This is a genomic window from Variovorax sp. KBW07 (assembly GCF_003852515.1).
Taxonomy (GTDB): Bacteria; Pseudomonadota; Gammaproteobacteria; order Burkholderiales; family Burkholderiaceae_C; genus Variovorax.
Map to the genome: position 1 here is coordinate 41,108 of NZ_QAJK01000036.1, position 23,272 is coordinate 64,379.

The 23,272-nt window shown below is 68.3% G+C and carries 24 protein-coding genes; 4 read left to right on the top strand and 20 right to left on the bottom strand.

The annotated features are described in order from the left end of the window. Positions 1–12 precede the first annotated feature (12 nt). Positions 13–555: a sigma-70 family RNA polymerase sigma factor gene (locus DBV14_RS07840; protein ID WP_185545961.1), complete on the top strand. Its 543-nt coding sequence runs from the start codon at positions 13–15 to the stop codon at positions 553–555. Between the two features lie 21 nt (positions 556–576). On the opposite strand, the gene DBV14_RS33795 is transcribed toward DBV14_RS07840, so the two are convergent. The 11 genes from DBV14_RS33795 to blaOXA all read right to left on the bottom strand — a co-directional run bounded on the left by DBV14_RS33795 (position 577) and on the right by blaOXA (position 9,517). Beyond that, the gene (locus tag DBV14_RS33795; protein ID WP_260396869.1) at positions 577–711 is read right to left on the bottom strand and encodes a hypothetical protein; all 135 of its coding nucleotides are present in this window, start codon (positions 709–711) and stop codon (positions 577–579) included. Then, complete coding sequence (locus tag DBV14_RS07845; protein ID WP_124458626.1) at positions 708–983, bottom strand: DUF2277 domain-containing protein; 276 nt, start codon at positions 981–983, stop codon at positions 708–710. Before DBV14_RS07845 ends, DBV14_RS33795 begins: the two co-directional genes overlap by 4 nt. 35 nt (positions 984–1,018) lie before the next feature. Next, positions 1,019–1,525 carry a GNAT family N-acetyltransferase gene (locus DBV14_RS07850; RefSeq protein WP_124458627.1) on the bottom strand — a complete coding sequence of 169 codons (507 nt, stop codon included), beginning with the start codon at positions 1,523–1,525 and terminating at the stop codon, positions 1,019–1,021. Then, positions 1,522–2,124 carry a GNAT family N-acetyltransferase gene (locus tag DBV14_RS07855; RefSeq protein ID WP_124458628.1) on the bottom strand — a complete coding sequence of 201 codons (603 nt, stop codon included), beginning with the start codon at positions 2,122–2,124 and terminating at the stop codon, positions 1,522–1,524. The genes DBV14_RS07850 and DBV14_RS07855 overlap by 4 nt, the downstream gene beginning before the upstream one ends. 76 nt (positions 2,125–2,200) lie before the next feature. Next, complete coding sequence (locus DBV14_RS07860) at positions 2,201–3,565, bottom strand: amidase (protein WP_260396870.1); 1,365 nt, start codon at positions 3,563–3,565, stop codon at positions 2,201–2,203. Further along, on the bottom strand, positions 3,562–4,275 hold the full coding sequence (locus DBV14_RS07865) for a DUF2848 domain-containing protein (protein WP_124458629.1): 714 nt from the start codon (positions 4,273–4,275) through the stop codon (positions 3,562–3,564). The genes DBV14_RS07860 and DBV14_RS07865 overlap by 4 nt, the downstream gene beginning before the upstream one ends. A 7-nt stretch (positions 4,276–4,282) precedes the next feature. After that, a complete protein-coding gene (locus DBV14_RS07870) occupies positions 4,283–5,599 on the bottom strand; it encodes an MFS transporter (protein WP_124458630.1) in 1,317 nt (438 codons plus the stop codon). 45 nt (positions 5,600–5,644) lie between these two features. Beyond that, positions 5,645–6,334: a DUF4286 family protein gene (locus DBV14_RS07875; protein WP_124458631.1), complete on the bottom strand. Its 690-nt coding sequence runs from the start codon at positions 6,332–6,334 to the stop codon at positions 5,645–5,647. A gap of 144 nt (positions 6,335–6,478) precedes the next feature. Beyond that, complete coding sequence (locus DBV14_RS07880) at positions 6,479–7,396, bottom strand: LysR family transcriptional regulator (protein ID WP_124458632.1); 918 nt, start codon at positions 7,394–7,396, stop codon at positions 6,479–6,481. Positions 7,397–7,472: 76 nt separating this feature from the next. Next, positions 7,473–8,639, bottom strand: coding sequence for a serine hydrolase (locus tag DBV14_RS07885; RefSeq protein WP_124458633.1), 1,167 nt, complete (start codon positions 8,637–8,639; stop codon positions 7,473–7,475). Further along, a complete protein-coding gene (blaOXA, locus tag DBV14_RS07890) occupies positions 8,636–9,517 on the bottom strand; it encodes a class D beta-lactamase (protein ID WP_124458634.1) in 882 nt (293 codons plus the stop codon). Before blaOXA ends, DBV14_RS07885 begins: the two co-directional genes overlap by 4 nt. Positions 9,518–9,794: 277 nt before the next feature. Between blaOXA and DBV14_RS07895 the strand changes: the two genes are divergently transcribed. After that, positions 9,795–10,796, top strand: a complete 1,002-nt coding sequence (locus tag DBV14_RS07895) for a PHB depolymerase family esterase (RefSeq protein WP_185545962.1) — start codon at positions 9,795–9,797, stop codon at positions 10,794–10,796. Here DBV14_RS07895 and DBV14_RS07900 read toward each other — a convergent pair. After that, positions 10,793–11,569 (bottom strand): helix-turn-helix transcriptional regulator, encoded by a 777-nt coding sequence (locus tag DBV14_RS07900; RefSeq protein ID WP_124458636.1) that lies wholly within the window; start codon positions 11,567–11,569, stop codon positions 10,793–10,795. The genes DBV14_RS07895 and DBV14_RS07900 overlap by 4 nt on opposite strands. A 111-nt stretch (positions 11,570–11,680) precedes the next feature. On the opposite strand from DBV14_RS07900, the gene DBV14_RS07905 reads away from it, so the two are divergent. Continuing rightward, a complete protein-coding gene (locus tag DBV14_RS07905) occupies positions 11,681–12,349 on the top strand; it encodes an MSMEG_1061 family FMN-dependent PPOX-type flavoprotein (protein WP_124458637.1) in 669 nt (222 codons plus the stop codon). 33 nt (positions 12,350–12,382) lie between these two features. On the opposite strand, the gene DBV14_RS07910 is transcribed toward DBV14_RS07905, so the two are convergent. From DBV14_RS07910 to DBV14_RS07925, 4 genes are all read right to left on the bottom strand, one after another. Beyond that, on the bottom strand, positions 12,383–12,751 hold the full coding sequence (locus DBV14_RS07910) for a nuclear transport factor 2 family protein (RefSeq protein ID WP_124458638.1): 369 nt from the start codon (positions 12,749–12,751) through the stop codon (positions 12,383–12,385). 120 nt (positions 12,752–12,871) lie between these two features. Next, positions 12,872–13,219, bottom strand: a complete 348-nt coding sequence (locus tag DBV14_RS07915) for an NIPSNAP family protein (protein WP_124458639.1) — start codon at positions 13,217–13,219, stop codon at positions 12,872–12,874. A gap of 14 nt (positions 13,220–13,233) precedes the next feature. Beyond that, positions 13,234–13,794, bottom strand: a complete 561-nt coding sequence (locus DBV14_RS07920; protein WP_124458640.1) for a hypothetical protein — start codon at positions 13,792–13,794, stop codon at positions 13,234–13,236. Between the two features lie 61 nt (positions 13,795–13,855). Further along, positions 13,856–14,314, bottom strand: coding sequence for a VOC family protein (locus tag DBV14_RS07925; protein ID WP_124458641.1), 459 nt, complete (start codon positions 14,312–14,314; stop codon positions 13,856–13,858). 51 nt (positions 14,315–14,365) lie between these two features. Here DBV14_RS07925 and DBV14_RS07930 point away from each other — a divergent pair, with 51 nt between their 5' ends. Then, positions 14,366–15,064, top strand: coding sequence for a TetR/AcrR family transcriptional regulator (locus DBV14_RS07930; RefSeq protein WP_124458642.1), 699 nt, complete (start codon positions 14,366–14,368; stop codon positions 15,062–15,064). Here DBV14_RS07930 and DBV14_RS33800 read toward each other — a convergent pair. The 4 genes from DBV14_RS33800 to DBV14_RS07950 are packed head-to-tail and all read right to left on the bottom strand — an operon-like array spanning position 15,044 to position 22,996. After that, positions 15,044–15,736 (bottom strand): VOC family protein, encoded by a 693-nt coding sequence (locus tag DBV14_RS33800; RefSeq protein WP_260396871.1) that lies wholly within the window; start codon positions 15,734–15,736, stop codon positions 15,044–15,046. The genes DBV14_RS07930 and DBV14_RS33800 overlap by 21 nt on opposite strands. Next, positions 15,733–16,245 carry a tyrosine-protein phosphatase gene (locus DBV14_RS07940; RefSeq protein ID WP_124458643.1) on the bottom strand — a complete coding sequence of 171 codons (513 nt, stop codon included), beginning with the start codon at positions 16,243–16,245 and terminating at the stop codon, positions 15,733–15,735. Before DBV14_RS07940 ends, DBV14_RS33800 begins: the two co-directional genes overlap by 4 nt. Positions 16,246–16,286: 41 nt before the next feature. Then, positions 16,287–16,931 (bottom strand): hypothetical protein, encoded by a 645-nt coding sequence (locus tag DBV14_RS07945; RefSeq protein ID WP_124458644.1) that lies wholly within the window; start codon positions 16,929–16,931, stop codon positions 16,287–16,289. Between the two features lie 53 nt (positions 16,932–16,984). Beyond that, positions 16,985–22,996 carry an alpha-2-macroglobulin gene (locus DBV14_RS07950; protein ID WP_124458645.1) on the bottom strand — a complete coding sequence of 2,004 codons (6,012 nt, stop codon included), beginning with the start codon at positions 22,994–22,996 and terminating at the stop codon, positions 16,985–16,987. Between the last annotated feature and the right edge of the window lie 276 nt (positions 22,997–23,272).

The following is a 23,272-nucleotide window of genomic DNA, read 5'->3' on the forward strand; positions in this document are numbered from 1 at the left end:
TCCGTCATGGACATGAGCATTCAACTTTGCCTGGCGTCTTCCGAAGAAGGCGACGCTGGCCAGGGCGTTGCGCTGCTGCGCGACTGCCTGGTGGCCAACTACCAGCGGCTTCACCGGCGCCTGCTGCGCCGCCTGGGCTGTGCCGACCGGGCCAGCGACTGCCTGCACGATGCATGGCTGCGGCTGGGCGACGGCGCTGTTCCCGATGCGGTGGAGAGCCCCGAAGCCTATGTGTTCCGCGTGGCCTGCAACGTGGCGGTGGACCGCCTGCGCGCCGACCGGCCCTGGCAGTACAGCGGCGACACGGCCATCGAGCTGGAAAGCTTTGCGGACCCGTCGCCCGGCCCCGAGCCCATTGCCGAGGCCCGCTCGGGCCTGCTGGCCGTGGAGCGCGCCATGCGTGGCCTGCCGCAGCGCCACCAGGCCGTCTTCATGGGCCTTCGCGTTCACGAGCTGACGCGGGACGAGGTGGCCGCCCGGCACGGGCTTTCGCTGCGGCGCGTGGACACCACCTTGCGCCAGGCACTGGCGCATTGCGCGCAGTCGTTGCGCTGAGGCTTCAGCTCTCGCGCCAGGTCACGGCGTCGGGCCGTCGGGCACCGAGAGCCAGAGTTCGAACCGGGGCTCGGTTTCCAGGTGCGCCAGGGCGCGATGAAAGGCCTCCGTGGTGGCGATGGCCTGGGGCGTGCCGTCGAGGGTGACCTCGATCACGCGGCGCTACCGAAGCGGGCGGCCGAGCGGGCCCTGGCTCGCTCGGCCTCGACCGCGCGGTCTTTCGGCTCGGCCGTGGTCACCAGCGATTCGATCAGGCGCGCCGCCGTGGCGGCCACTTCATCGACCGCGCGTTCGAAGGCCTGCTCGTTGGCCTTCGATGGCACGCTGAAGCCGCTGAGCTTGCGCACGAACTGCAAGGCGGCGGCGCGTATTTCCTGCTCAGTGGCGGGGGGCTCGAAGTTGTAGAGGGTCTTGATGCTCCGGCACATGGGCGCTCTCCGTTCGATGACTGTCTTGCGCCAGTCTAGCGAAGCAGCGCCATCGCATAGGCATCGTGGTAAATGCCATCGATCAGGCTGGCGCGGCGCACGAGGCCTTCGTGTTCGAAGCCGAGCCGCTCGTACAGGGCCTTGGCATTGAGGTTGTCCGCGCGAACGTTCAGCGCGATGCGCGTCAGCCCGCGCGACCACGACTTGTCGATGGCGGCCTGCAGCAGCCTGGCGCCGAGCCCTTGTCCGCGTGCCTCGGGCAGCAGGGCAATGCCCAGGATGCCGATGTGCGCCCGCGAATGCCCGAAGGCCGGTGCCACGTCGCACCAGCCCACCACCTTGCCGCTGTCGTCCACCGCCACGAAATGCGGGAAGTCGTTGGCGATCACGTCGCGGTAGAAGGCAATCGACCGCGCCAGCGGCGGCGCTTCGGTGAGGGCGAGGTATTTCAGTTCGCGCGCGACAACGTCGAGCGCGCGGTGCAGGCTCTCGAAATGCGATTCGTCCGTGGGCACGACAGCGATGGTGGCGTTGTGGCTCATGGCCGGGATTCCTCCGATGCGCGAAGCCTTGCTTCGAGTTGCGCCTTCACTCCCGGCCACTCGTCGTCGATGATGCTGAAGCGCACCGAGTTGCGCTTGCGGCCGTCCGGCATGATCCGTTCGTGGCGCACGATGCCTTCCTGCCTGGCGCCCAGCCGCAAGATGGCCGCGCGAGACTTTGCATTGATCTCGTCGGTGGTGAGCTGCACGCGCACGCAGGCCATTTCTTCGAAGGCATGCCGCAGCATCAGGTACTTGGCCTCGGTGTTGACGAAGGTCTTCTGCCACGAGGCGGCAATCCAGGTGCTGCCGATTTCCAGCTTGCGGTTGTTGCGGTCGATCTTCCAGAAGCGTGTCGAGCCGATCACGCGGCCGGTGTCGCGGATCACCGTCGCGAAGGGCATGACGGTGCCCACCGCGCGGCCGTCGAGGGCTGTGCGCAGGTAGGCATCGACCGTGGCGGCCGAGGGCACCACGGTGAACGGCAGGTTCCAGAGTTCGCCGTCGGCGGCGGCCTCCACGAGTGCCGCCGCGTCGGACGCGAGCAGCGGGCGAAGAAGAATCCGGGGACCGGTCAGGGAGGGTTGTTGGCGCGGCATGCGCAAGACGATAGCCGAACCGGGAGCCGCACCGCCAGCACGGCCCCGCCGGATATCGCCGTGGTCAGCGCAAGCGCTAGCTCGAGCGTAATTGCAGCGCCGACTCCACCGCCAGCGCCACGGCCGCCAGCCGCGCATCGTCACCCCGCACCGATGACAGCATCAGCCCCACCGGCAGTTCGCCCGGTGCATGGCAGGGCAGGCTGAAGGCGCAACCGTCGAGCAGGTTGATGGCGAAGGTGTTGCGCAGCAGCAGGCCGTTGGCCCGGAAGAAGGCGGCGTCTTCGGCCAGCGCGTCGATGGGCGGCGCAACGATGGGCACGGTCGGGCAGAGCAGCGCGTCGAAGCCTTCGAGTGCGCGTTCGACGCGAACGATCCAGTCGCGCCGGCGGTCCTGCATGGCGATGTAGTCGGCGGCGCGCACCTCGGTGCCCAGCGCAATGCGCGCGGCCACGCGCGAATCGAAACCTTCGCGGCGCGCGGCGAAGCGTTCGCGGTGCACGGCCGAGGCCTCGACCGGCGAGAAGCCGCCGGGCGCATTGACCGTGCCGATCTCGCCGAGCTCGGCCAGCGTGATGTCCACCACCTGCGCACCCGCTGCCGACAGCGTTTGCACGGCGCGCTCGAAGGCGCGCGCCACAGCCGGCTCGATGCCGTCGAACATCAGCGTGGCCGGCACCGCGAGGCGCAGGCCTTGCAGCGGGCGCCTGCGCACGGCCAGCGGCACATCGGCAATCGCTGCATCCACGGCCAGGCAGTCTTCCACGCTGCGCGCCATGGCGCAAACGGTGTCGAGCGAACGTGCCAGTTCGAAGGCACCCGTGCGCGGCACGCGCGACTGCGTGCTCTTGAAACCGACGAGCCCGCACAGCGCGGCCGGGATGCGGATGGAGCCGCCGGTGTCCGACCCGAGGCCGGCCACCGCGAGGCCGAGCGCCACAGACACCGCGGCCCCTGAAGAAGAGCCGCCCGGAATGCGCGCAGTGCCCGCATCCGCCGGGTTGCGTGGCGTGCCGTAGTGCGGGTTGATGCCCACGCCGGAGAACGCGAACTCGGTCATGTTGGTCTTGCCGACGATGGCCGCGCCCTGCGTGCGCAGCCGCGCCACGGCCACCGCGTCGCGCTCGGCGGGCGGCTCGCCCGCGCACACGGCGGAACCGGCCATGGTGGTTTCGCCGGCAACGTCGTACAGGTCCTTGATGGACACCGGCAGGCCGGCGAGCGGGCCGAGCTGCACGCCGGCCTTGTGCGCCGCATCGGCATGCCGGGCCGCGGCGCGCGCGGCGTCGGCGTACAGGCGCGTGAACACATGCTGCGCGGCGGGCAGCGTGGCCGCTTCGAGCACCTGCTCGACGAGCGCTTCATGCGACAGCGTGCCGCGCGCGATGCGCTCGCGCAGGGCGGCGATGGTGAGGGTGAAGGTGTCATTCGCCATCGTCATGCCACCACCGGCAGTGCCTCGACCGCATAGCGGTGCACGATGCGCCGCTGCAGCCGCGCATCGTGCAGCTCGATTTCCATTTGCGCGGCGGGGCGGATGCCCTCGCCCCTGGCATTGGGCAGCGCGCCCAGCGTGCCGCAGGTCATGAACAGGCCTTCGGGCGCGGCATGGGCGTCGGGCATGCCGTCGCGCAGCGCGGCCAGCGGCCGGATCGATGCCAGCGTGCCGCGCTGGTAGTCCACCCAGCGGCCGTCTTCGTGAATGCGCGAGTGCAGTTCGATCTCGTCCTGATGCGCCTGCACGTCGCGCCAGCGCCAGGCCACCTGGGCGACGGGCTTGGCGCACATCTGCTTGGAGACGGCGACCGAGTAGCTTTCGACGTGGCGGTCGGTGTGGTCGGAGGCCACGCTCAGCCACCACTCGCCCTGCGAGAAGAAGAGCACGGGCTCGGCCTCGCCGGAGCTCTGGTCGCCCAGTGCCTCGATGGCCGGCGATTGCGTCAGCAACTGGGCCGCGACACGGTAGTACAGCGGCACGCTCGAAGGGCGCGGCACGCCGAGCGCCGCCAGTTCCTCGATGTGGTGTTCGATGGCCGCGGTGTCGCGGCCGGTCCATCCGGCCACCACCAGCGCGGTGGGTTCGATGGAACGCAATTCGATGGACCGGGCGCCGTCGGCGCTCACGGTTTCGCAGGCAAAACGCAATGGCATGGCGGTCTCAGGCTTCCAGCGGTTTCTTGGCGGTCTCGCGGGCCACGAAGAGCGCGACCAGCGTGACGCACAGCGCGCCCGCCACATACAGCGACACGGCCACCGTGCTGCCCCACGACTTGAACAGGCTGGCGATGATGAGCGGCGCGAAGCCCCCGCCCAGGATGCCGGCCAGCGTGTAGGCCAGCGACGAACCGGCGTAGCGCACGCGGCCCGGGAACTGCTCGGTCACGAAGGCGGCCTGCGGGCCGTACATCATCGCGTGGATGATCAGGCCGACCACCACCGCCACGCAGATGGCAATGGGGTGCGCGCTGTTCATGAGCACGAAGAACACGAAGGCCCAGACGATGCCCAGCAACGCGCCGGCCATGTACACCGGCCGGCGGCCGATGCGGTCCGACAGGCTGCCGAACCACGGCACGGCGATGGCGTTGCAGGCCGCGCCGATCATCGTGGCGGTGAGCGCCAGCGGACGCGACAGGTGCAGCACCGTCGTCACGTAGGTGAGCGTGAACACCACGACCAGCGCATACAGAACGTCGGAGCCGATGCGCGAACCGCCGGCCACCAGCAGGCGGCGCCAGTGCTGCGTGAGCACTTCCTTGATGGGCGTCTTGGCCGTGGCCTTCTTTTCTTCCATCTCGCGGAACACCGGCGTTTCTTCCACGCCGCTGCGCAGCCACAGGCCGAAGATCACCAGCGCCACGCTGGAGATGAACGGAATGCGCCAGCCCCAGGTCTGGAAGTCTTCCGGCGTCAGCCAGGCCGACACGATGGCGATGAAGCCGGTGCCGATGAGCGTGCCGCACGACGGGCCGACCTGCGTGAACGAGGCGTTGCGGCCGCGCTCGTCGGGCTTGCCGTGTTCCATCGACAGCAGCACCGCGCCGGCCCATTCGCCGCCCAGCGCCACGCCCTGCACGAAGCGCAGCGCGACCAGTGCCACCGGCGCCCAGATGCCCCAGGTGGCGTAGGTCGGCAGCAGGCCCATCAGCCCGGTGGACACGCCCATGATGACCAGCGTGGCCACCAGCACGAAGCGCCGGCCGAGCCGGTCGCCCAGGTGCCCGAACACCACGCCGCCCAGGGGCCGCGAGATGTAGCCGACCGCATAGGTCGAGAAGGCGAGGATGGTGCCGGTCAGCGGGTCGAACGACGGGAAGAACACCGCGTTGAAGACCAGCGCGGCCATGATGTTGTAGACGGTGAAGTCGTACCACTCGAGCGTGGTGCCGACGGAGCTGGCCATGGCCAGCCGGCCCATCTTGGCCGGGGCGCCGGCGGGGGCGGCCGCTGTTGCGGGAAGCACGTGTTCGGTCATGGAATTACCTTGTTCGGTGAAGACGTTGAAATGGGCGCGGTGGTGTCAGTTCAGCTCGGCCGCCGTCAGCTTCCAGCCGAGGGCGAGCAGCCAGCCGCTGGCGGGGTCGGCGTCGAAGGCCGCGGCGGCCGATGCGCGTGCGGTGCGCGCGGCGTCGGCGCCGCTGGTTTCCACCACCAGCATCGGCTGCAGCACGCGGCCTTCGGTGGTTTCGCGCGGCAGCGGCGTGCTGAGCGTGGGGTCGGGCATCAGCAGGTACGACTGCACGAAGCCTGCCTGCTCCGACAACTGCAGACCGACGCCGGCCGCCTGTGCAATCAGCGCTTGTGCATCGGCGGCCACTGGCAACGGCAGCACGACCACGTGGCTGCCGCTGCCGAAGCCCGTGACGGCACGCACGGCGCAGACGCGGCGCACCGGCTGGCGCATGCGGTCGAGGTTGGCAATGGACCACGGCGTCTGCTTCTCGAATGCGGCGCGGTAGCCGGCGGTGCCGAACACGGCCAGCGATTCGGTGCGGTACAGGCCGAGGTATTTGCGGCCGCCTTCGAGCGAGGTATAGCGCGCACCCGACAGGAAGCCGGGAATGCGCACGCGCTCTTCGACGTGCTCCTTGTCGTACCAGCGGTTGAAGTCGGCCTCGTCGGCCGGTGCCACGTCGGCGGCGACGAACAGCAGGCCGTTCGCATCGTTCGCTGCGGCGGTTTCAGGAAAAGAAGGGGCGGTGGTTTGCATGGCGGCGGAAGAGCGGGCGGGCCTTCGAAAAATGAAGGCGCGATCTTCCGTCGCAGGGTGGTGCTGTCACAAACGAGTTTTTCTGGGCGACAGCCACAAGAATTACTGGCCCCTTTGTGGGGCCTGAATGCGCTTTTTCGAGGGTTATCCCTCTGCTGTCGCGCTCCAGGTTGGTGCGATTGCAGAGGCCGTGAACTGGTCGGATGCGCGGCAGGCCAGTTCGGCCACCAGCCGGATCGCGTCGGAGTCGGCCGCTTCCAGGTGGCTCACCACGATGCGCTGCGGCGAGATGAGCGCGTCGCACTCGATGATGCGCACGTCGCCGCTGGCCACGTATTCATAGCAGGGCGGCAGCGGCACCAGCGCATTGCCGAAGCCCGCCTTCACCAGCCGCGCCAGCGCCGAGATCGAGCTGACGCAGTGCACCTTGCCCAGCGGAATGCCGGCCGCGCGGTACAGGTTCTTCAGCGCCTCGTGCGGCTGCGAGCCGGGGCTCATGGTCAGCACCGGCTGGCGCAGCAACTGCTCGACGGTCTGCGTGCCTTCGGCGCCCGTCGGGCCGACCCAGCCCATCGGCATCGGCAGGCAGGGCGTGCTGACTATGCCCGCGCCGGCGATGTGGTCGGTCTGCAGGGCGATGTCGAGCGCGCCTTCGCGCAGGCCGCGGTGCAGAGCGCGCGTGGTCTCGGAGGTGAGCTGCACCTCGATGCCGGGGTAGGTCGAGCGCAGGTTGGTCAGGAAGCCCAGCAGCCAGGTGTGGACCACCGTCTCGATGGCGCCGATGCGCACCAGCCCCAGGATGTCGCCGCGCGGGCGGCCCAGCGAAACGATCTCGCGGCGCAGCTCCAGCAGGCGCTCGCCGTAGTCCATCAGCCGCACGCCGACGGGCGTGAGCCGCAGCTCGCGGGCGTCGCGCTCGAACAGCCGCGCGCCGATGTCTTCTTCGAGCGACGCGACGCGGTTGGACACCGCCGCCTGCGTGATGTGGAGCCGGTCGCTCGCCGCGCGGAAGCTGCCGAGTCGCGCGGCCCAGAGAAAGGCTTCGACAAATCTTGTATTCATGAGGGCACCTGCGGGGCATTTTGCCGGTAATCGACGGCGCCGGCCCGGGTGCCTTGGTTGGCCTCGCTGTTACTGCCTACCTGTGCCTGCGCGCTGCCTTGGGCGGCGGTGGCACGACCGTGATGTCGTCGACCATGCGCACCGCCGCGGCCGAGGCATTGCTGGCCACCATCACCGCCGCCTCCTGCGTCGTGGGGTCGAACACCAGCAGCGCGCGGTAGCCGCCGGTCTGGCCGGTGTGGAAGTAGGTGCGGTGGTCCGCCGGTCCGCGCATGCGCACGGCATAGCCCAGCTCGTACTTGTCGTCATGGCCCAGCGGCGCCAGCGCGCGCTCGGCCGCGGCGCCCAGCGGGCCCTTGCGCCCCGCCATCAGCGCGCGGGCGAACACCAGCAGGTCGGCCGCCGTGGAGCGCAGCGCACCGGCACCGGCCAGCGCACCGAACTCCCACGGCGTGCGCGGCGACTGGTCTTCGTAGCCCGGAGGGAGCCGCTGGGCGTCGGCGCCGGTAAGGTACTGCAGGGTGTCTTTCATGCCCAGCGGCGCGGCGATGTTCTCGTGCACCAGCATGTCCCAGGGCTTGCCGTAGCGGTCGGCGAGCAACTGGCCGAGCAGGCCCAGCCCGAGGCTGCTGTACGGCCCCTTGCAGGGCGGCACGCGGTCGAGCTTCAGTGTCGAGAGGCCGGCCAGCAGCTGCGCGCGGTCGGTGCGCGCAAAAGGGTTGCCGCCGCTCAGGGATGAAGATGGTGAGCCCGGCAGCATGCCGGGCAGGCAGGCCGTGTGCGTGACCAGCCGGCGCAGCGTGATGGCCGCGATGTCCGGCGGCAGCGTGACCTGGCCCGCCAGCAACTGGCCCACCGTGTCGTCGAGCGAGAGGTCGCCGCGCTCGACCGCCTGCGCCAGCAGCACGCCGGTGAAGAGCTTGCTGATGGAGCCGACCTCGAAGATCGGCTGCCCGTCGGCTGTAATTTCCTGCACCGGGCCGGCCTGCGCCGTGGTGTTGCGCTGCATCGCGAACTGCGTGCGGCCCTGGCGCGAGACACCCACCACGATGCTGCCCGGTGCGTTGTTCATCACGCGGGCCGCGATTTCCGCAGGGGGCGTGGCAAAGCCCAGGGGCGCATCGGGTGGTGCGGCGGGTGTGGCGTACGCGGCATGCAGCGCGGACGTGGCCAGCACCAGCGCGGCCAACGGCCATGCCGTGAAGCGTGATGAAGCCGCGCGGCGGAACCGGGTCTTCTTCACGAGCGCGCCTTGCCGGCTTCCGCCGGAAGAATGTCCATCCGCGCCAGCAGCGCGCGGCCCAGCGGAATGCGCTTGGCCACGTCGGCTTCGCCGTGCATGTCGATGTTCAGCGCAAAGCTCTTCACGCCGCCGTCGGCCAAAGCCACCCAGCCCACCCACCAGCCGATCGACAGCCTGGGCTCGTAGTACCAGCCGGTCTTCGCATGCAGGGCATAGGCGGGCGTCTTCTCGATCAGCGTGATGTCGTGCACCATGTCCTGGCTGCGCGCGGACATCGGCAGCGCGCGCTGCGCCAGCCGCGACAGGAATCGAACCTGTTCGACGGCCGAGATCTTCAGCGTGTCGTTGACCCAGAACTCATCGACCTGCGGGCCCAGCATCTCGTTGCCGTAGTGCAGCTTCTCGATCCATTCGTTCATGCGCGCAAGGCCGATGCGGCGTGCCACCTCGCGGTAGATCGGAAGGTGGGAGACGCGAATGGCGTCGCGCAGGTTCATGTCGCGCTCCCATTCCTTGCGGCGCTGGGGCTTGCCACCGTAGGGCAGCACTTCGTCGATGTCTTTCACCGCGCCTGTCTCCAGCGCGATCAGGCTGTTCGGAATCTTGAAAGTCGATGCGGGGCTGTAGCGGCGTTCGGCACGGCGGCGGTCGACCACCGTGAGCTTCGACGTGGCGCTGTCGAGCACCGCCCAGGTCCCCGTGGTGCCCGCCTGCTTGAAGTAGCTGGCGAGGTCGGGGCGTTCCTCGATGGCCGCGGTGGTGACCGGGAGCGTGGGCTTGGGCGTGGCCGCGTCGGCGAACCGGGGGCCGAGCAGTGCGGCCAGCATGCCGCTGCTGCTCGCGGCAAGAAAGGCGCGTCGGCGCTGGGGGTGGATCATTCGATCTGTGTCCTGGTGATTGTTGTGGCGCGATGCCCGAGGCGCTGAACAAGCAAGCGGTGCAAGCAGAGCAAGCAGTGCAGGGGCGGTTGCCGGGAATCATCCGGGGCACGGCGCACGGCAACAAGCCGGGCGGCGGGGCGCTTCGTCACGGCCGTAACGCCCGTAACGGTGACGCCTGTTACGGACGGGACGGATGCGCCGCGCGAGTGCCGCGACGCGGTGCCCGGTGCCTGCCTACGATGCGCGCCGCCGTTCGTTCATCAAATCCTTTCTCATGTCTTCGATCTCATTCATTCCCCGTGCGAGGGCGATGCGCGCAGCCGCGCTGCGCGTCGTGGCCGCCATCGCATTTCTCGGTGCCATCGCCGCGCGGGCGGAAGCGCCGCCGCCTGTCGTCCAGACATGGACGGCCGGTGGTGGTGGTGCGTCGCGCAGCTACTTCCTGTCCGACGACGACAAGCCGAAGCAGCCTCGTCCGCTGATCGTCGCGCTGCACGGCGGTGGCTCCAATGCGGCGTTGCTGGCGGCGGCCACGGGCCTGTCGAAGGCCGCGCGCGACGCGGGATTTCTCGTGGCCTATCCGAATGGCAGCGGGGCGGCGGCGGACGCCTACACATGGAACTCCGGCGCCTGCTGCGGCTACGCGAAGGCGCGCAACGTGGACGACGTGGCGCATCTGCAAGCCCTGGTCGCGCGGCTCGTGAGCCAGGGCCGTGCGGATCCGGCGCGCGTGTTCGCCGTCGGCTTTTCGAACGGCGGAATGATGGCCTACCGCTGGGCGGCGCAGGCACCGGGCACCTTGCGCGCGGTGGCCGCGGTGTCCGCCACGCTCGACATCGATCCGGCGCTGGTGCGCGAGGGGCTGCCGGTGCTGCACATCCACGGCACCGACGATCCGTACGTGCCCTATGCCGGCGGTATCGGCCGCAAGGCCAGCACAGGCGCACCGCGCCTCGCGGTGGAGGCGGCCGTCGCGCGTTGGGCCGCCGCAATGGATGCGCGTGCGCAGGGCGCGGAAAAACTGCGCTCGCCAGCGGGCGACGACGGCACCTCGGTCACGCGCGTGCGCCACGCCACGGCCAGCGACCCGCAGGCCGTGGTGCTGTACCGCATCGAAGGTGGAGGCCACACCTGGCCCGGCAGCGCACTGGCCTCGACGCCGGACAACCGCGTGTCGCGGCAACTCGATGCGAGCGAAACGGTCGTCGCATTTTTCAAGGCGCACGCCAAGCCCTGCCCGAAGCAGCGCGCGGCCTCGCGGTCCCTTCGCTGCTAGAGGCGCGACCGGTACGCGGCCGGCGTTGCACCGAACATGCGCTTGAAGAGCCCGATGAACGCGCTTGCCGTGGAATAGCCCAGGTCGATGGCAATTGCCGTGACCGGCACGCCCGCTGCCAGCATTTCCAGCGAACGCATCAGGCGCGCACGCTGGCGCCAGGCCGTGAAGTTGAACCCCGTCTCCGTCACGAAGCGGCGGCTCAGGGTGCGCGAACTCATCGAGGCGCGGCTTGCCCAGCCCTCCAGGTCGCAGTCGTCGGCCGGGTCGGCGAGCATGGCCCTGGCGATCTTCTGCAGGCGCGGATCGCGCGGCAGGGGCAGGCCGAACGGCTCGACGGGCAGCGTGCGGATTTCATCCAGGATGACTTCGGCAAGCCGTGTCCGGGGCTCGTCGAGCGGCTCCAGGTTCCACGTGCTCGCGCGCAGCACCGCCTCGCGCAGCAGGCCGGACGTGCGCAGCGTGCAAGGGCGCTGGGGCAGGCTTTCGCACGCATGCTCGGCGACATAGGCGCTCCATCCGTGGAAGGGGCCGTGCGTGGTGCCGGCGTGCAGGTAGCGCGGCGGAAGCCAGACGGCGTGGATGGCGGGAACCACCCACATGCCTTCGTCGAGCACCACCGTCAACAGGCCGCGCAGCGACCCGAACAACTGCCCGCGCGCGTGCCGGTGCGGTTCCGACGAATGTTCTTCGTCGGTGTTCGCGGTCATGACGAACAGAACGGGGCCGTCCGCGCGGTCCCTTGCCGCGACGTCCAGGGTGAGGTCGGCCATGGCGGAATCTTGATATTGGTTGTCGGGTGTGGTTTATAGCCGCCAAGCGATTGCCCCTATCGTCCCTGGCATTGATTCAGGAACCACCAGGAAATGCCAGGAGATCGACAGATGGGTGCCAACAGACAACCTCAAGACAGCCAGGGCCGTGGTGCTTCCGTGCCGCCGGACCTGGACGCGCTCTACGATCCGCCGCCAGAAAAAATCCAGAAGGCCGTGCTCGATCACCTGGTCGGGTTTCACGAGGAATACCTGAAAGCCGCCACCTTCTTCTGCCTGGCGACAGGCAGCCAACGCGGGCTCGACGCCTCACCGCGCGGCGGCCCGCCGGGCTTTGTCCACGTGCTCGACCCACACACCGTGGCCTATGCCGACTGGCCCGGCAACAACCGCATCGAGTCCATGCGCAACCTGCAGAGCGACGAGCGCCTGGGCATGGTGTTTCTCTTTCCCGGGCTGGAGATCTTCATGCGCATCAACGGCCGCGGCCGGATCTCGACCGACCCCGGCCTGCTGTCGGAACTGCGGGAAGGCGAGCGCGTGCCCAAGACGGCGACCGTGGTGCTGATCGACGAAGTGCTGCTGCATTGCGGCAAGGCCATCAACCGGGCCCGGCTCTGGCAGGACGATGCGCGCATCGACCGCGACACGCTGCCCTCGGTGGGGAGGATGATGGCCGAGCTGGCGAAGCTCGCCGACGCGCAAGCGCGGATGGACGAGGCGCAGATTGCACAGGTCGATGCGCACTATGCGCAGGGGGTGCGCAACGACCTGTATTGAAAGGGCTGCTCTGCGCTCAACGCCCTGTGTGGCCTATGCGCCGCCCGAATAGAAAAACTCTTCGCGCACGATCTTGCCGTCCTTGACGGTGTAGAGGGCCATCTCTTCCATCGTGAGGCGCTGGCCGGTGGGCTTCATCGTCACGTCGAAGCGAAAGCCGACGATGAAGCGGTCGTCGTGCGGCCACGGGCCCACGACCTGCATCGAGTGCACTTCGTGGTTGGCGGTCCACCATTCGCTCTTGGCCTGGATGGCCGCCAGGCCCACCGATTCACGCTGCCCGCCTGGTGGGGCGCTGGCCTCGACGCTGACGGCTTCGGGTGCGTAGAGCACCTTCGCGTCCTCGAATTTCCCTTGCTTGCACAGCGCCACGAGCTTGCTGGCGATTTCCGTTGTGTTCATGCGTTTTCTCCTGGAGAGGAAAGATGGGGAATGGGCGGGAGGGCGAGTGTAGGCCCGCGCGCCACCCGGCGCATGAAAAACGCGTGTCAGGGGCTGCCAGAGCCCGTTGGATGCCGTCCGTTACGCGTCCGGCGCGTCGGACAGTCGCATGCTGTCGATGCCTTCCGGCGACACCCACAGCAGCGTGTTCAGGTAGGTCTCGATGCGGTCGACCAGCGCGCTGCGCGGGCCCTCGCGCCATTCGGCGGAGCCGTAGAACGCGGACTGCTGGGCCTCCAGGGCCTCGCGGCTGTCGTAGGCGCGCACCAGGTGATACGTTTCTTCTTCGTGGTCGCAACGACCGTAGGTGACCACGTCCACGCCCTTGCGCCGCAGCATCGGCACTGCCTGCGTGTGCACCGCTTCATGAAAGGCGGACAGGGTGCCGGGCTTCAGCCTGTAGGTGCGGATTTCGATGAGGCGCTTCATGGGCGTGGCTTTCGTCAGGTGGCGATGCGCGGCGCTTCGACGTCGTGCAGCCGCGCGCTGAAGTCGTACCTGTATTCGCAGTCGCCCGCATAGGCCAGCGCGATCTTTCCGGTCCAGGTGATGTTGAAGCGGTCGGTGCCCGCGATGCGGTCGAAGCGGATGCGGTGCTGGGCCGCGGCGTCGTGTCCGAGCAGGTAGATGTGGAAGACGTTGTCTTCCATATCTTCGGGCGCCGGCGTGTCGATGCTGGCCTCCATGCCATCGATCCGCGCCAGGCTGAAGTCGGGCAGCGCGCAGACCGCGAAGCCGCCGCCGTCTCCCCAGGCGGTCGATGACAGCGTGCAGCGGTGGTAGTTGTTCCAGACCCCGGGCGCGTCCCAGTCGGAGGGGTGGTCGACGTCCTCGTCTTCGGGCTCGTCGATCTCACGCTCGGCGTCGTAGTCTTCGCTGCGCAGGTGCAGGTCGAACCACACCTCGTTGTTCCTGACGGAAGCCGTCCAGCGGAACTCCTTGATGGGGTGGCCTTCGGGCCAGGGGTTGCCGGAGAAATGAATTCGGTCGCGAGGCGTCGTCATGGGGTGGGCGTGATTCGGTGCAATGAACGCCGCACAGTGTCCGCGACAACTCGCGCGTCGGCTACCCCTGCATGGCGGCGCTCCAGCGGCGCTGCATCTCCTGGGGGCTGACTTCCTCGATGCGCGTGGCCAGGTGCCAGCGGTGCCCGAAAGGGTCGAGCAGCAAGCCCGCCCTGTCGCCGAAAAATTCGTCCTTGGCGCCGCGCAACACCGTGGCACCGGCTTCCTCGGCCAGTGCCATGGTGGCGTCGACGTCCGCCACATACAGGTGGATCGACACCGGCGTGCCGCCGACGCGCGCCGGACCCAGCGCGCCGAAGTCGGGGTACTCGTCGGCCAGCAGCAGCTTGGCATCGCCGATGCGCAACTCGGCGTGCCCGACCTTGCCGCTGGGTTCCGCGAGCCGGAACAGTTCTTCGGCGCCGAACGCGTGGACGTAGAAGTCGATCGCGCGGGAGGCGTCGGCAACAATGAGGTAGGGCGCAAGGCATTGCGCCGGGATGGGGTGGAGAGTGCGCATGGCTTGTCCTTGCGGGTTTAGAATTTAATTACGTTACGCATCGTTCCATAAATGAATCCCCTTGTCAAAGACGCTGTGGAGGCACCGCCTCCCGCCGCGCGTGGCCGGCCGCGCAACCTGCAACTGCGGCACGCCGTGCTCGATGCGGCGCGCGAACTGCTGGCGCAGCTTGGTCCGTCGGGCGTCACGATGGAGGCGGTGGCGGCAAGGGCCGGTGTCGGCAAGCCCACGGTCTACCGGTGGTGGCCGAACCGGCACGCCGTGACGATGGACGCGCTGATGGCATCGAGCGAGCAAGAGAGCCAGAAGAAGAGAAAAAAGGCGCCCGCCGCATCGGCCTCGCCGCTGCGTGCGCTGTCGCTGCAGCTGAACATGGTGGTGCGCACGCTGTCGTCGCACATGGGGCGCAACGTCACGACGATCATCGCGGCGGCCGACCCCGACACAGAGCTGTCGAAGGCCTTTCGCAATCACTTCATCCTGTCGCGCCGTGACGAAGGGAGGGTGCTGTTGCAGCAGGCCGCCGAGGCGGGCGAGATCCGCGCGGATGCCGACCTGGAGATCGTGCTCGACCAGATCTATGGCCCGCTGTTCTTCCGGCTCCTGATGGGGCATGCGCCGCTCGACGAGGGCTTTGTCGAAGGACTGATCGGGAGTCTGCTTGCGGGGCTTCGCACGGACCCCGAGAAAAAGAGGAAGGCCGTCGCGCCTACCGCCGCAGTTCGCGCGTCACGGAGCAAGGCCGCCTGAATCGGTGCCGGCGGGCTGAAGCAGGTCCCACCGGTTCCCGCACAGGTCGAGAAACACGGCCACCATGCCGTGAGCCTCTTGGCGCGGTGCTTCGAGAAAGCGCACGCCGTGGGATGTCATGTGCGCGTGGTCGGACGCGAAGTCGGTGGTGTGCAGGAACAGGAAAACGCGCCCGCCCGCCTGCTTGCCGATGCTGGCGGCCTGCTCGTCGGTCACGGCCTTGGCCAGCAGCAGCGCGGCGCCTGCATTGCGTGCCGGCGCCACCACCACCCAGCGCTTGCCCGGCCCGCGCGGCGTGTCTTCGACCAGCTCGAAGCGCAGCGCCTCGGTGAAGAAGCGGATGGCTTCGTCGTAATCGCGAACGAGGAGGGTGACGGTGGCGAGTTGGCGGGTCATGGGCGAAGAGGTTGGGGACGCATCGGCGTCTTTCAGACGGGCGTTGTCGTCCGTGATGGCGATGCAACGGGCCTGCTCGGCGGCGGCATGCATCTGCTCCCGGGTGTCGACCCAGAGCACGTTCTTGCGGCAATCGCCGCAGTAGCGCACGCCGGGCGTGGATGTTTTTTCGAGCGCGTCCCAGGGCTTGGAGCACGAGAGCGATTCGTCGTGATCGCTTTTCGATTGCTCTTGCGGAGCGCCCGGCGCGCGACCGATGCGGATGGATTTCTTCATCGTGGCGGCGTGCGGCGTGCGCCAATTGCGTATTGCACGACCCAGTCCGCCTGTTCCGATGTGTCGGGCATGGCGACCCCACGTGAGCGACTCAGCAGGCGGAAGATGTTTGGGCCCGGAACCCCGAGCCCATGGAGCAGACTGCCCGCGATAAGGCCTGTTCGGCCGATGCCTGCACGACAGTGAATGGCGACGGCCTTTCCAGCCGCAAGTTCGGAGCCCAGTTCGGCAATCAGGGTGGCTGCGTCCCGTTGCGATGCCGGCGTGCCTCTGTCCGGAATCGGGAAATGCCGGAACACGATGCCATGTTCGGCACAGAGCGCAGGTTCTTCCTGGAGTTCAAGCTCCCTGATTTCCTTTGCCTCGAGCAAGGAGACAACGATGTTCAGCGACGCACGCTGCCAGGCAGCAACTTCTTCGCGAAGCGAATCACCGCCGCGTGGGCGCGCCATCAGCCCCAGCCGGTGCGGCGGTATGTCGCGAACCCAGTGAATGGTTGTCTCGAACATGGTCTGCGGACCTCACAACCGGTCGATTGGGCGGATCGCCTTCAGGAAAAAACAATGACCGTCTTGTGCGCGATGCTCAGCCGCGCCGATTCGTACAGCAGCAGCCACGACGCATGTTCGCGGTAGAGGCCTTCGTCGTCGTCGATCAGGCCGTCGATGCGTTCGGCTTCCTCGTCCGACAACTGGCCGTCGGTGAGGGCGATGCCGAGCGCGGGCGCGACCAGCACCAGTTCGTCGCGCAGGCGGTACGAAGAGCCGAGCATGCCGCCGCTCAGTTCTTCGTCGTCCGAGTCGGAGAACAGCACCTCGTCGAATTCGACCGGCACATAGAAGCCTTCGGCATCGGAGTGGCAGATGAGGTGGCTGTCGGATTCGTCGAGCGCGGCCTGGATGGCCGGATCGTCCGCGGGATCGACGCCGTCTTGCACCGGCGTTGCCACCCAGTCGGGCGACACCAGCCGGTGCGCGTAGGCCCGGCGCAGGTAGTGAATGAACGAGTACGGAAAGCTGCGGAGCGACGCACGGGAATCCAGCGGCGGCAGTTCGCGGGGCTCGGCATGCGGCGGAAGCCCCGCCGCTGCCAGCACCTTGTTCACTACTGCGAGGTCTTCCTGGAGCCACTCGGCTCCTTCGGTGTCGTTCTCCAGCAAGTCGGCGAGTGCGCCGACGCTGATGGCCAAACCCATGGTGTTCCTTTTCTTTCTCTCTGTTGGCTCAGTTTGTTACGGCGCGGCGCGGCTTACTTCGCCGCCTCCACCTTCACCCGCGCGTTCGGCGACTCGCCGAACATCTCGGGTGCGTACATCGCCTCGACGCGGCTCGGCGGCAGAGCGAAGTCGCCGACGTTGTTCAGGCGCACGGTGTATTCCATCTTCACCACGCCCTTGGGCAGGTACTCGTAGTAGCTGCGGAAGGCCTCGAAGCTGCGCTCTTCGAACGCGGCCCAGCCGCTGCCCGACTTCTTCTCGCCCTGTGTGGCGATCTGCGAGTCGCGGCCGAGGCCGCCGCCCAGGATGGTGGCGCCGCCCGGGATCGGGTCGCTGATGACGACCCAGGTCATGTCGGCGCTGGCGTTCACCTCGAGGGTGACGCGCAGCACGTCGCCGCGGGTGTACTTGCCCGCGGTGGCCTGCTCGACCGGGGTGATGGTCTTCTTGATGGCGTAGCCGGCGGCGAACGGTGCCTTCAGCTGCACGGCGGCAATCGACTGCAGCGTGAGCCAGGGCTTGCCGCTGCCTTGCTGGGTGACCAGCAGGGTGTCGCGCACGGGCGCGCCGGATGGTGATGCGGCCCAGGGCAGGAACATGGTGTTGTTCTTCAGGTTGCCCGGCGAAGCGGGCGCGCCGAAGAAGGTGCCCTGGTTGGGGGCGCCGGCGGCGTCGGTGGTCTTGACGCGCTCGACCTTGCTCCAGTCGACCTGCGCCTTGACCGCGCCCAGCGTGGCGGCGGTGACGCCGGTCACCGGGGTGCTTTCGAACACCTTGCTGAATTTCTCCAGCGCCAGTCCGCCCCACAGGTTGGCGGTGGTGGTGTGCCACGCGCCGTTCTGCTGGCGGCCGATGAAGCCGTTGGCGAGCTTGCCGATGTCGTCCTTCCAGGCCGGGTCTTCCATCACGGTGAGCAGCAGGCGGGCGGTGTTGATGTCGCCGTTGGTCATCAGCCACCACCAGTAGTCGTCCTGCTCGGTGCTGAAGATGAGCTTGGTGCCCTGGTACGAAAGGCGCGCCTTCAGCACGTTGTTGGCTTCGTCCATGCGTTGCTGGCGCTGCGGCACGTCGTTCACGCGCTTCAGGATGTTGAGCCAGTCGATCACCGCGCTGGTGGGCCACTGGTTCGGCGCGATGGTGATGCTGCCGAGCATGCTGCCCTTGGCCTTGCCGTAACGCGAGAGCGCTTCGAGCGCGGCGAGCTTGCGCACGTCGAGGTCCTTGCGCGGGCTCCAGAACTCGCGCGTGATGCGGCCTTCGACAAAGGCGATCAGGCCCGACTCCATCGGCGCGCGCACGTCGTCGGCCAGCGCGAAGGCCGGGTTGAGCTGCGAGGCTTCGTGGGTCGATGCAAGCAGGTACGACGTGAGGATGTCGCTGCCGCGGTTGGCCTCGCCGTCGCGCGGCGGGAAGTAGTTGGCCAGGCCGTCGCTGTCCAGGTAGGTGGGCAGCGTGGCCAGCACGCCTTGCCACATCTTCGCGTCGCGCAGGCCGACCGACTTGCTGGTCTTCTGCTCGAGGCAGCTGAAGGGGTAGTTGGCGAACCAGTCGCGCACGCCCGGCAGGCCTTCGGCCAGCTTGGGCTGCAGCGACATCTTCAGGCCGCCGCGGCCGGGCAGGGCGTCGGCGGGCGGAGCCACGTCGAGCGTGAACGGCCCGTCGACCTGCACCAGCGTGGCCTGCTGCACCGTGAGCGGCACCGAAGGCACGATGCGCTGGCGCACCTTGAGCGCGTCGCGCGCGCCGCCAAGGGTGTCCTTGGCCTCGATCTCCCACAGGATGGCTTCGGCGCGCGTCTGCGCGAGCTGCGCGGGCGCGGTCACGGTCCATGCCACTTCACGCGATTCGCCGGCCGGAATGTCGACGGTCTGCGGCTCCAGCGTGAGCAGGGTGGCGCGCGGCGTGGCCTCGACCTTCATCGGCTTCTGCGTGGTGTTGCGCAGCGTGACCTGGGCGCGGAACTGGTCGTCCTCGCGCACCAGCGGCGGCAGGCCGCTGATGATCTGCAGGTCTTGCGTGGCCTGGATGCTGGCCTGGCCGGTGCCGAAGAGGCTGTTGCCCGAGTCGGCCACCGCCACGATCTTGAAGGTGGTGAGCGCATCGTTCAGCGGCACCGTCACCACGGCCTGGCCGTTGGCGTCGAGCACCACCTTCGGGTTCCACACGAGCAGGGTGTCGAGCAGTTCGCGCGTCTGGCCCTTGCCACCGCCGCCGCCCGCGGGCACGGCCTTGCGCCCGTAGTGGCGCCGGCCGACGATTTCCATCTGCGCGGTGGAGGTGCTCACGCCCCAGCTGCGACGTTGCAGCATGGCGTTCAGCAGGTTCCAGCTGTCGTTGGGCATCAGCTCCAGCAGGGCCTGGTCGACCGCGGCCAGCGCCACTTCGGCGCCCGCCGCCGGCTTGCCGTCGGGCAGTTTGGCGGAAATGGTGATCTGCGCCTTGCTGCGGATCGGGTAGCTGGGCTTGTCGCTGGTGACGGTCACGTCGAGCTGGTGGGCGCGCGTGCCGACGCGGATCTCGGCCATGCCCAGGCGGTAGGCGGGCTTGCTCAGGTCGACCATGGCGGTGGGTGCGACGTATTCCTTGCCTTCGTACCAGAAGGCCGTCCACCACTCGCGCGGTGCCTTGAAGCCCCAGGTGAAGAAGCTGTACCAGGGCACTTCGCGCAGGCGGCCGCGCAGGGCGAGCACGCTGACGTAGGCGTTGGGCCCCCACTCGGGCTTGACCTGCAGGCTGACCGTCGGGTCCTTGCCGTCGAGCTGCACCACGTGCGTCTCGATGATGCCTTCGCGTTCCACGGCCACCAGCGCGGTGGCAAAGCGGAAGGGGCTGCGCACCTGGAACTTGGCGACTTCGCCGGGCTGGTAGCTCTTCTTTTCTGGGAGCACGTCGATGCGGTCGTTGTCTTCGCCGCCGAACCACAGCTCGCCCTGCTTCGTCACGTAGACGGAACTCACGGCCTTGCTGTCGCGGCCGTCGCCGTCGGTGGCACTGGCGATGAGTTCGACTTCGCCGGCTTCCTTCAGCTCCGACTCGCACAGCAGCAGGCCGCGCGCATCGCTCTTGCCGCTGCAGACGGTGCCGATGTCCTTGGTCTCGGTCTTGTTGTCGTAGGTGTAGAAGCCGCCCACCATGCGCTTGCGGCTGGTGGTGGTGATGCGTGCCACGGCGCGCACATTGAGCGTCACGCCGGCCTGGGGCTTGCCCGTGAGGTCGAGCGCGAGGGCCTGGAACTTGAGCTTCTGGCTGGTCGATACCCAGCCTTCGGTCTTGATGCCCGCAATGACGGAGGCCGGCCACAGCGTCTGCGTGCTGCGGATGGTCTGCACTTCGCCGTTGGGGTCGGCATAGGTGGCTTCGAGCAGCAGCTCGCGCGGGGCCGTGACCTTGGGCACCTTGTCGATGGTGACCTTGCCGGCGCCGTCCTTGTTGAGCGTCAGGGGCAGCTTGTCGGCGATCACGCGGGTGTCGCTGGTGGCGTTGCTGTCTTCCTCGCCGGAGGCGCTGTCGCTGCTGGCGGAAAGCGTGTCGCCGCTGCCCGACGTGGCGCGCGGCGGGTTGAAGCTGAAGGCGTCGTAGTCGGAGAAGCTCACGCTCTTGCCGCGCACCATGGCCGACACGCGCACCGGCAGGTTGGCGGCGCCACCGCCGGCCACGTAGTTGATCTGCACGTCGGTCGGCACCGTGGTGGCGGCCACCAGCGGTTTCTTCTCGGTGGGCGCGATGCGGCCTTCGAGCACGGGCAGGCGGAATTCTTCGACGCGGAACGTGCCGGTGCTGAAGCTGCGGCTGTAGCCGCTGTCGTCACCGTCGCTCTCGCCGTCCTTGGCGCCACCGGTGCGCAGCACCACTTCGTACGCGCCCAGCTTGGCGGCCGGTGGAATGGGGAAGGTGTTTTCCGCGCTCAGGCCGCCGGTGGCGGTCTTGCGCCAGGTCAGCGGCTGCGTGAAGCGCTGGCCGCTGCCCACGTGGGTAATGACGAGCGTGTCGGGCCGGTTTTCGGGGAGGCCGAAACCCTTGCTGGTCTGCGTGCGGATCAGGCTCTTCATGGACACCGTTTCGCCGGCGCGCAGCAGCGTGCGGTCGAAGATGGTGTGGGCCACGCGGTCGGCCTCGGCCTGCAGGCTGGTCGGCACGTTGAAGCGCCAGGGCTCGATGCCGCGCTGCCAGTCGCTCCAGGTGAAGGCCAGGTCTTCGATGCCCTTGTCGTCCTTGGCGCGGGCGCTGACGAACCAGGCCCCGCTGTCGTATTCGTTCGGGCCGTTGCACGACGGCGCCTGCGGCGAGATGCCGCTGAGCATCACCACGCCGCTGGCGTCGGTGGTGCCGGTGGCCACGGCCTTGCCGTCGCAGCTGGACACGCGCACTTCGGCGCCGGCCACGACCTTGCCCTTGTCCAGCGTGGTGACCCAGGCCATCGAGTTCTCGCGGCCCAGCTTGAAGTGCACCGCCAGGTTGGTGGCCAGCGCGGTGGTGCGCACGTACATCGTGCGGCCGGCGTTGTAGCGCTCGTCGAGCAGGGCCTCACCCAGCTTTTGCGATGCGATCTCGAGCACGTGGAAGCCCGGCGTGAGCGGGATGCCGATGACTTCGAACGGACGCGGGTCGCCAGCATCGGACTTGGGCATGTCGAGCGCCTTCACGCCCGGCTGGCCCGCCAGCAGCGACAGCATGCGGGTCTGCAGCGTCGTGCGGTCGTCCTTGTCGATGACCGGCGGCAGCGGGCCCTTGACGTCCTTGCGCGCCTGTTCGCGCGAGATGCTGTAGTTGTCGTAGCGGCGCACCTTGCGGAACCACGCGATGATCTCGGCGTCGGTCTTCGGGTTCATGTCGCTGACCTTGCCGGGCGTCAGGGCGTTGACCAGCAGCTGCGGTTCCACGCGGCGCACGGTCACCGGCATCATGGCCGGCGTGCCCGGTTCGGCAAGGCGCTCGACCACGCCGAAAGGCGAGGCCGCGAACTTGGCCAGCGGCGGCATGGCGCCGGTCGCCACCTTCAGCGGAAAGCTGCCGGGCGAGCCCAGCGGGCGGCCCGAGGCGTCTTCGAACTTGGAGGGCAGCTCGACGGTGAACTGCGCGCCTTCGTCCAGCGGCGGCTCGAAGCTCACGCCGTTGACCACGTCGTCGTCGCTTTGCTGCGTGCCGCCGTCGTTGTCGAGCTTGGCCTTGACGGTCTTGTTGCCCTTGAGCTGGATCTGCGCGGCCAGCTTGCGCGTGACCGGGGCGTTGAACGACAGCTGCATCGGGCGCAGCGGCAGGCAGGCTGCCTGCGCGTTCTCGCGTTCGCAGCTGAACGAAACGGCAAAGGGTTCGCGCACCTGGTAGTCGAAGCGGCGCTCGACGTTGTTGGCAACGCCCGACGGCGTGGCCACGCCCTTGCCGTACACGATCTGCATCTTGGCGCCGGGCGTGAGCGTGCGGTTGCACTGCAGGGTAATGAAGCGCAGCGGGTCCTTGGCGGCTTCTTTTTCGCGGCTGAAGGCCTTGAGCAGGCCGGTGCGCTGGTCGCCGTCGAGCAGCTTGACCGGAATGCGTTCGCCCACGCCATCGGCCGAGCACCACACGTTCTGGCGCACGCTCTCGAGCGTGGCCGCCCCGTTGAGCTCGAGCATGAACATCTGCTGTTCGTCGATGCGGGCGTAGGTGCCGGGCATGTAGCTGCGCACGAACGGGCCGCCGGTGTTGAACTGGTAGCGGTCGGGTCCGGTGAGCTCGCCGCCGGAGCTGGGCTTGAAGGTCGGGATGCGGGTGACGGTGCAGCGCACGCCGGGCGGAAGGTCGTTCTCGAAGTCGTAGACCCAGGCCTTGGCGTCGGTCCAGCGGGCGGTGCCCTTGCCGGCCTGTGCATCGCTGCAACTGACGGAGAGCGGCGCGGGGGCCTTGGGATCACCGAAGTTGACGGCGGCCTGGTCGAACTTGGCGACGATCTGGCGCACGCGCGCGACCTCGCCTTGCGGGGTCAAGCTGGTAATCTGAAGAGCAAAGCCCGGGCTGGCCACGAAGGCGCTGCCGGCCAGGAGCAATGTTGGAAAGAAACGGTTCACTTATATCTCCACCTAGAGGCAGCGCGCAGCGTAGCCGATTTGCGCGTCAGTTCGGGAGTGCCGGGAGGCATATGGCGTCGGGGTAGCCGCTTTGTTTTAGGCGGCTGTTGTTCTTCTTGCTTGCCGTTGTTCAGGGCGACGTTCAGGGCGACGCCCGCGCCGACGGTGTGCTCTGCTCCGCGAATGTCCCCCGCTTCGCTCCTCCTTTATTTCGCTGCGCAGAGCACACCATCCGCGTGAGCGTCATCAGAGTGGTCGTTGATCAGCGGTACACCA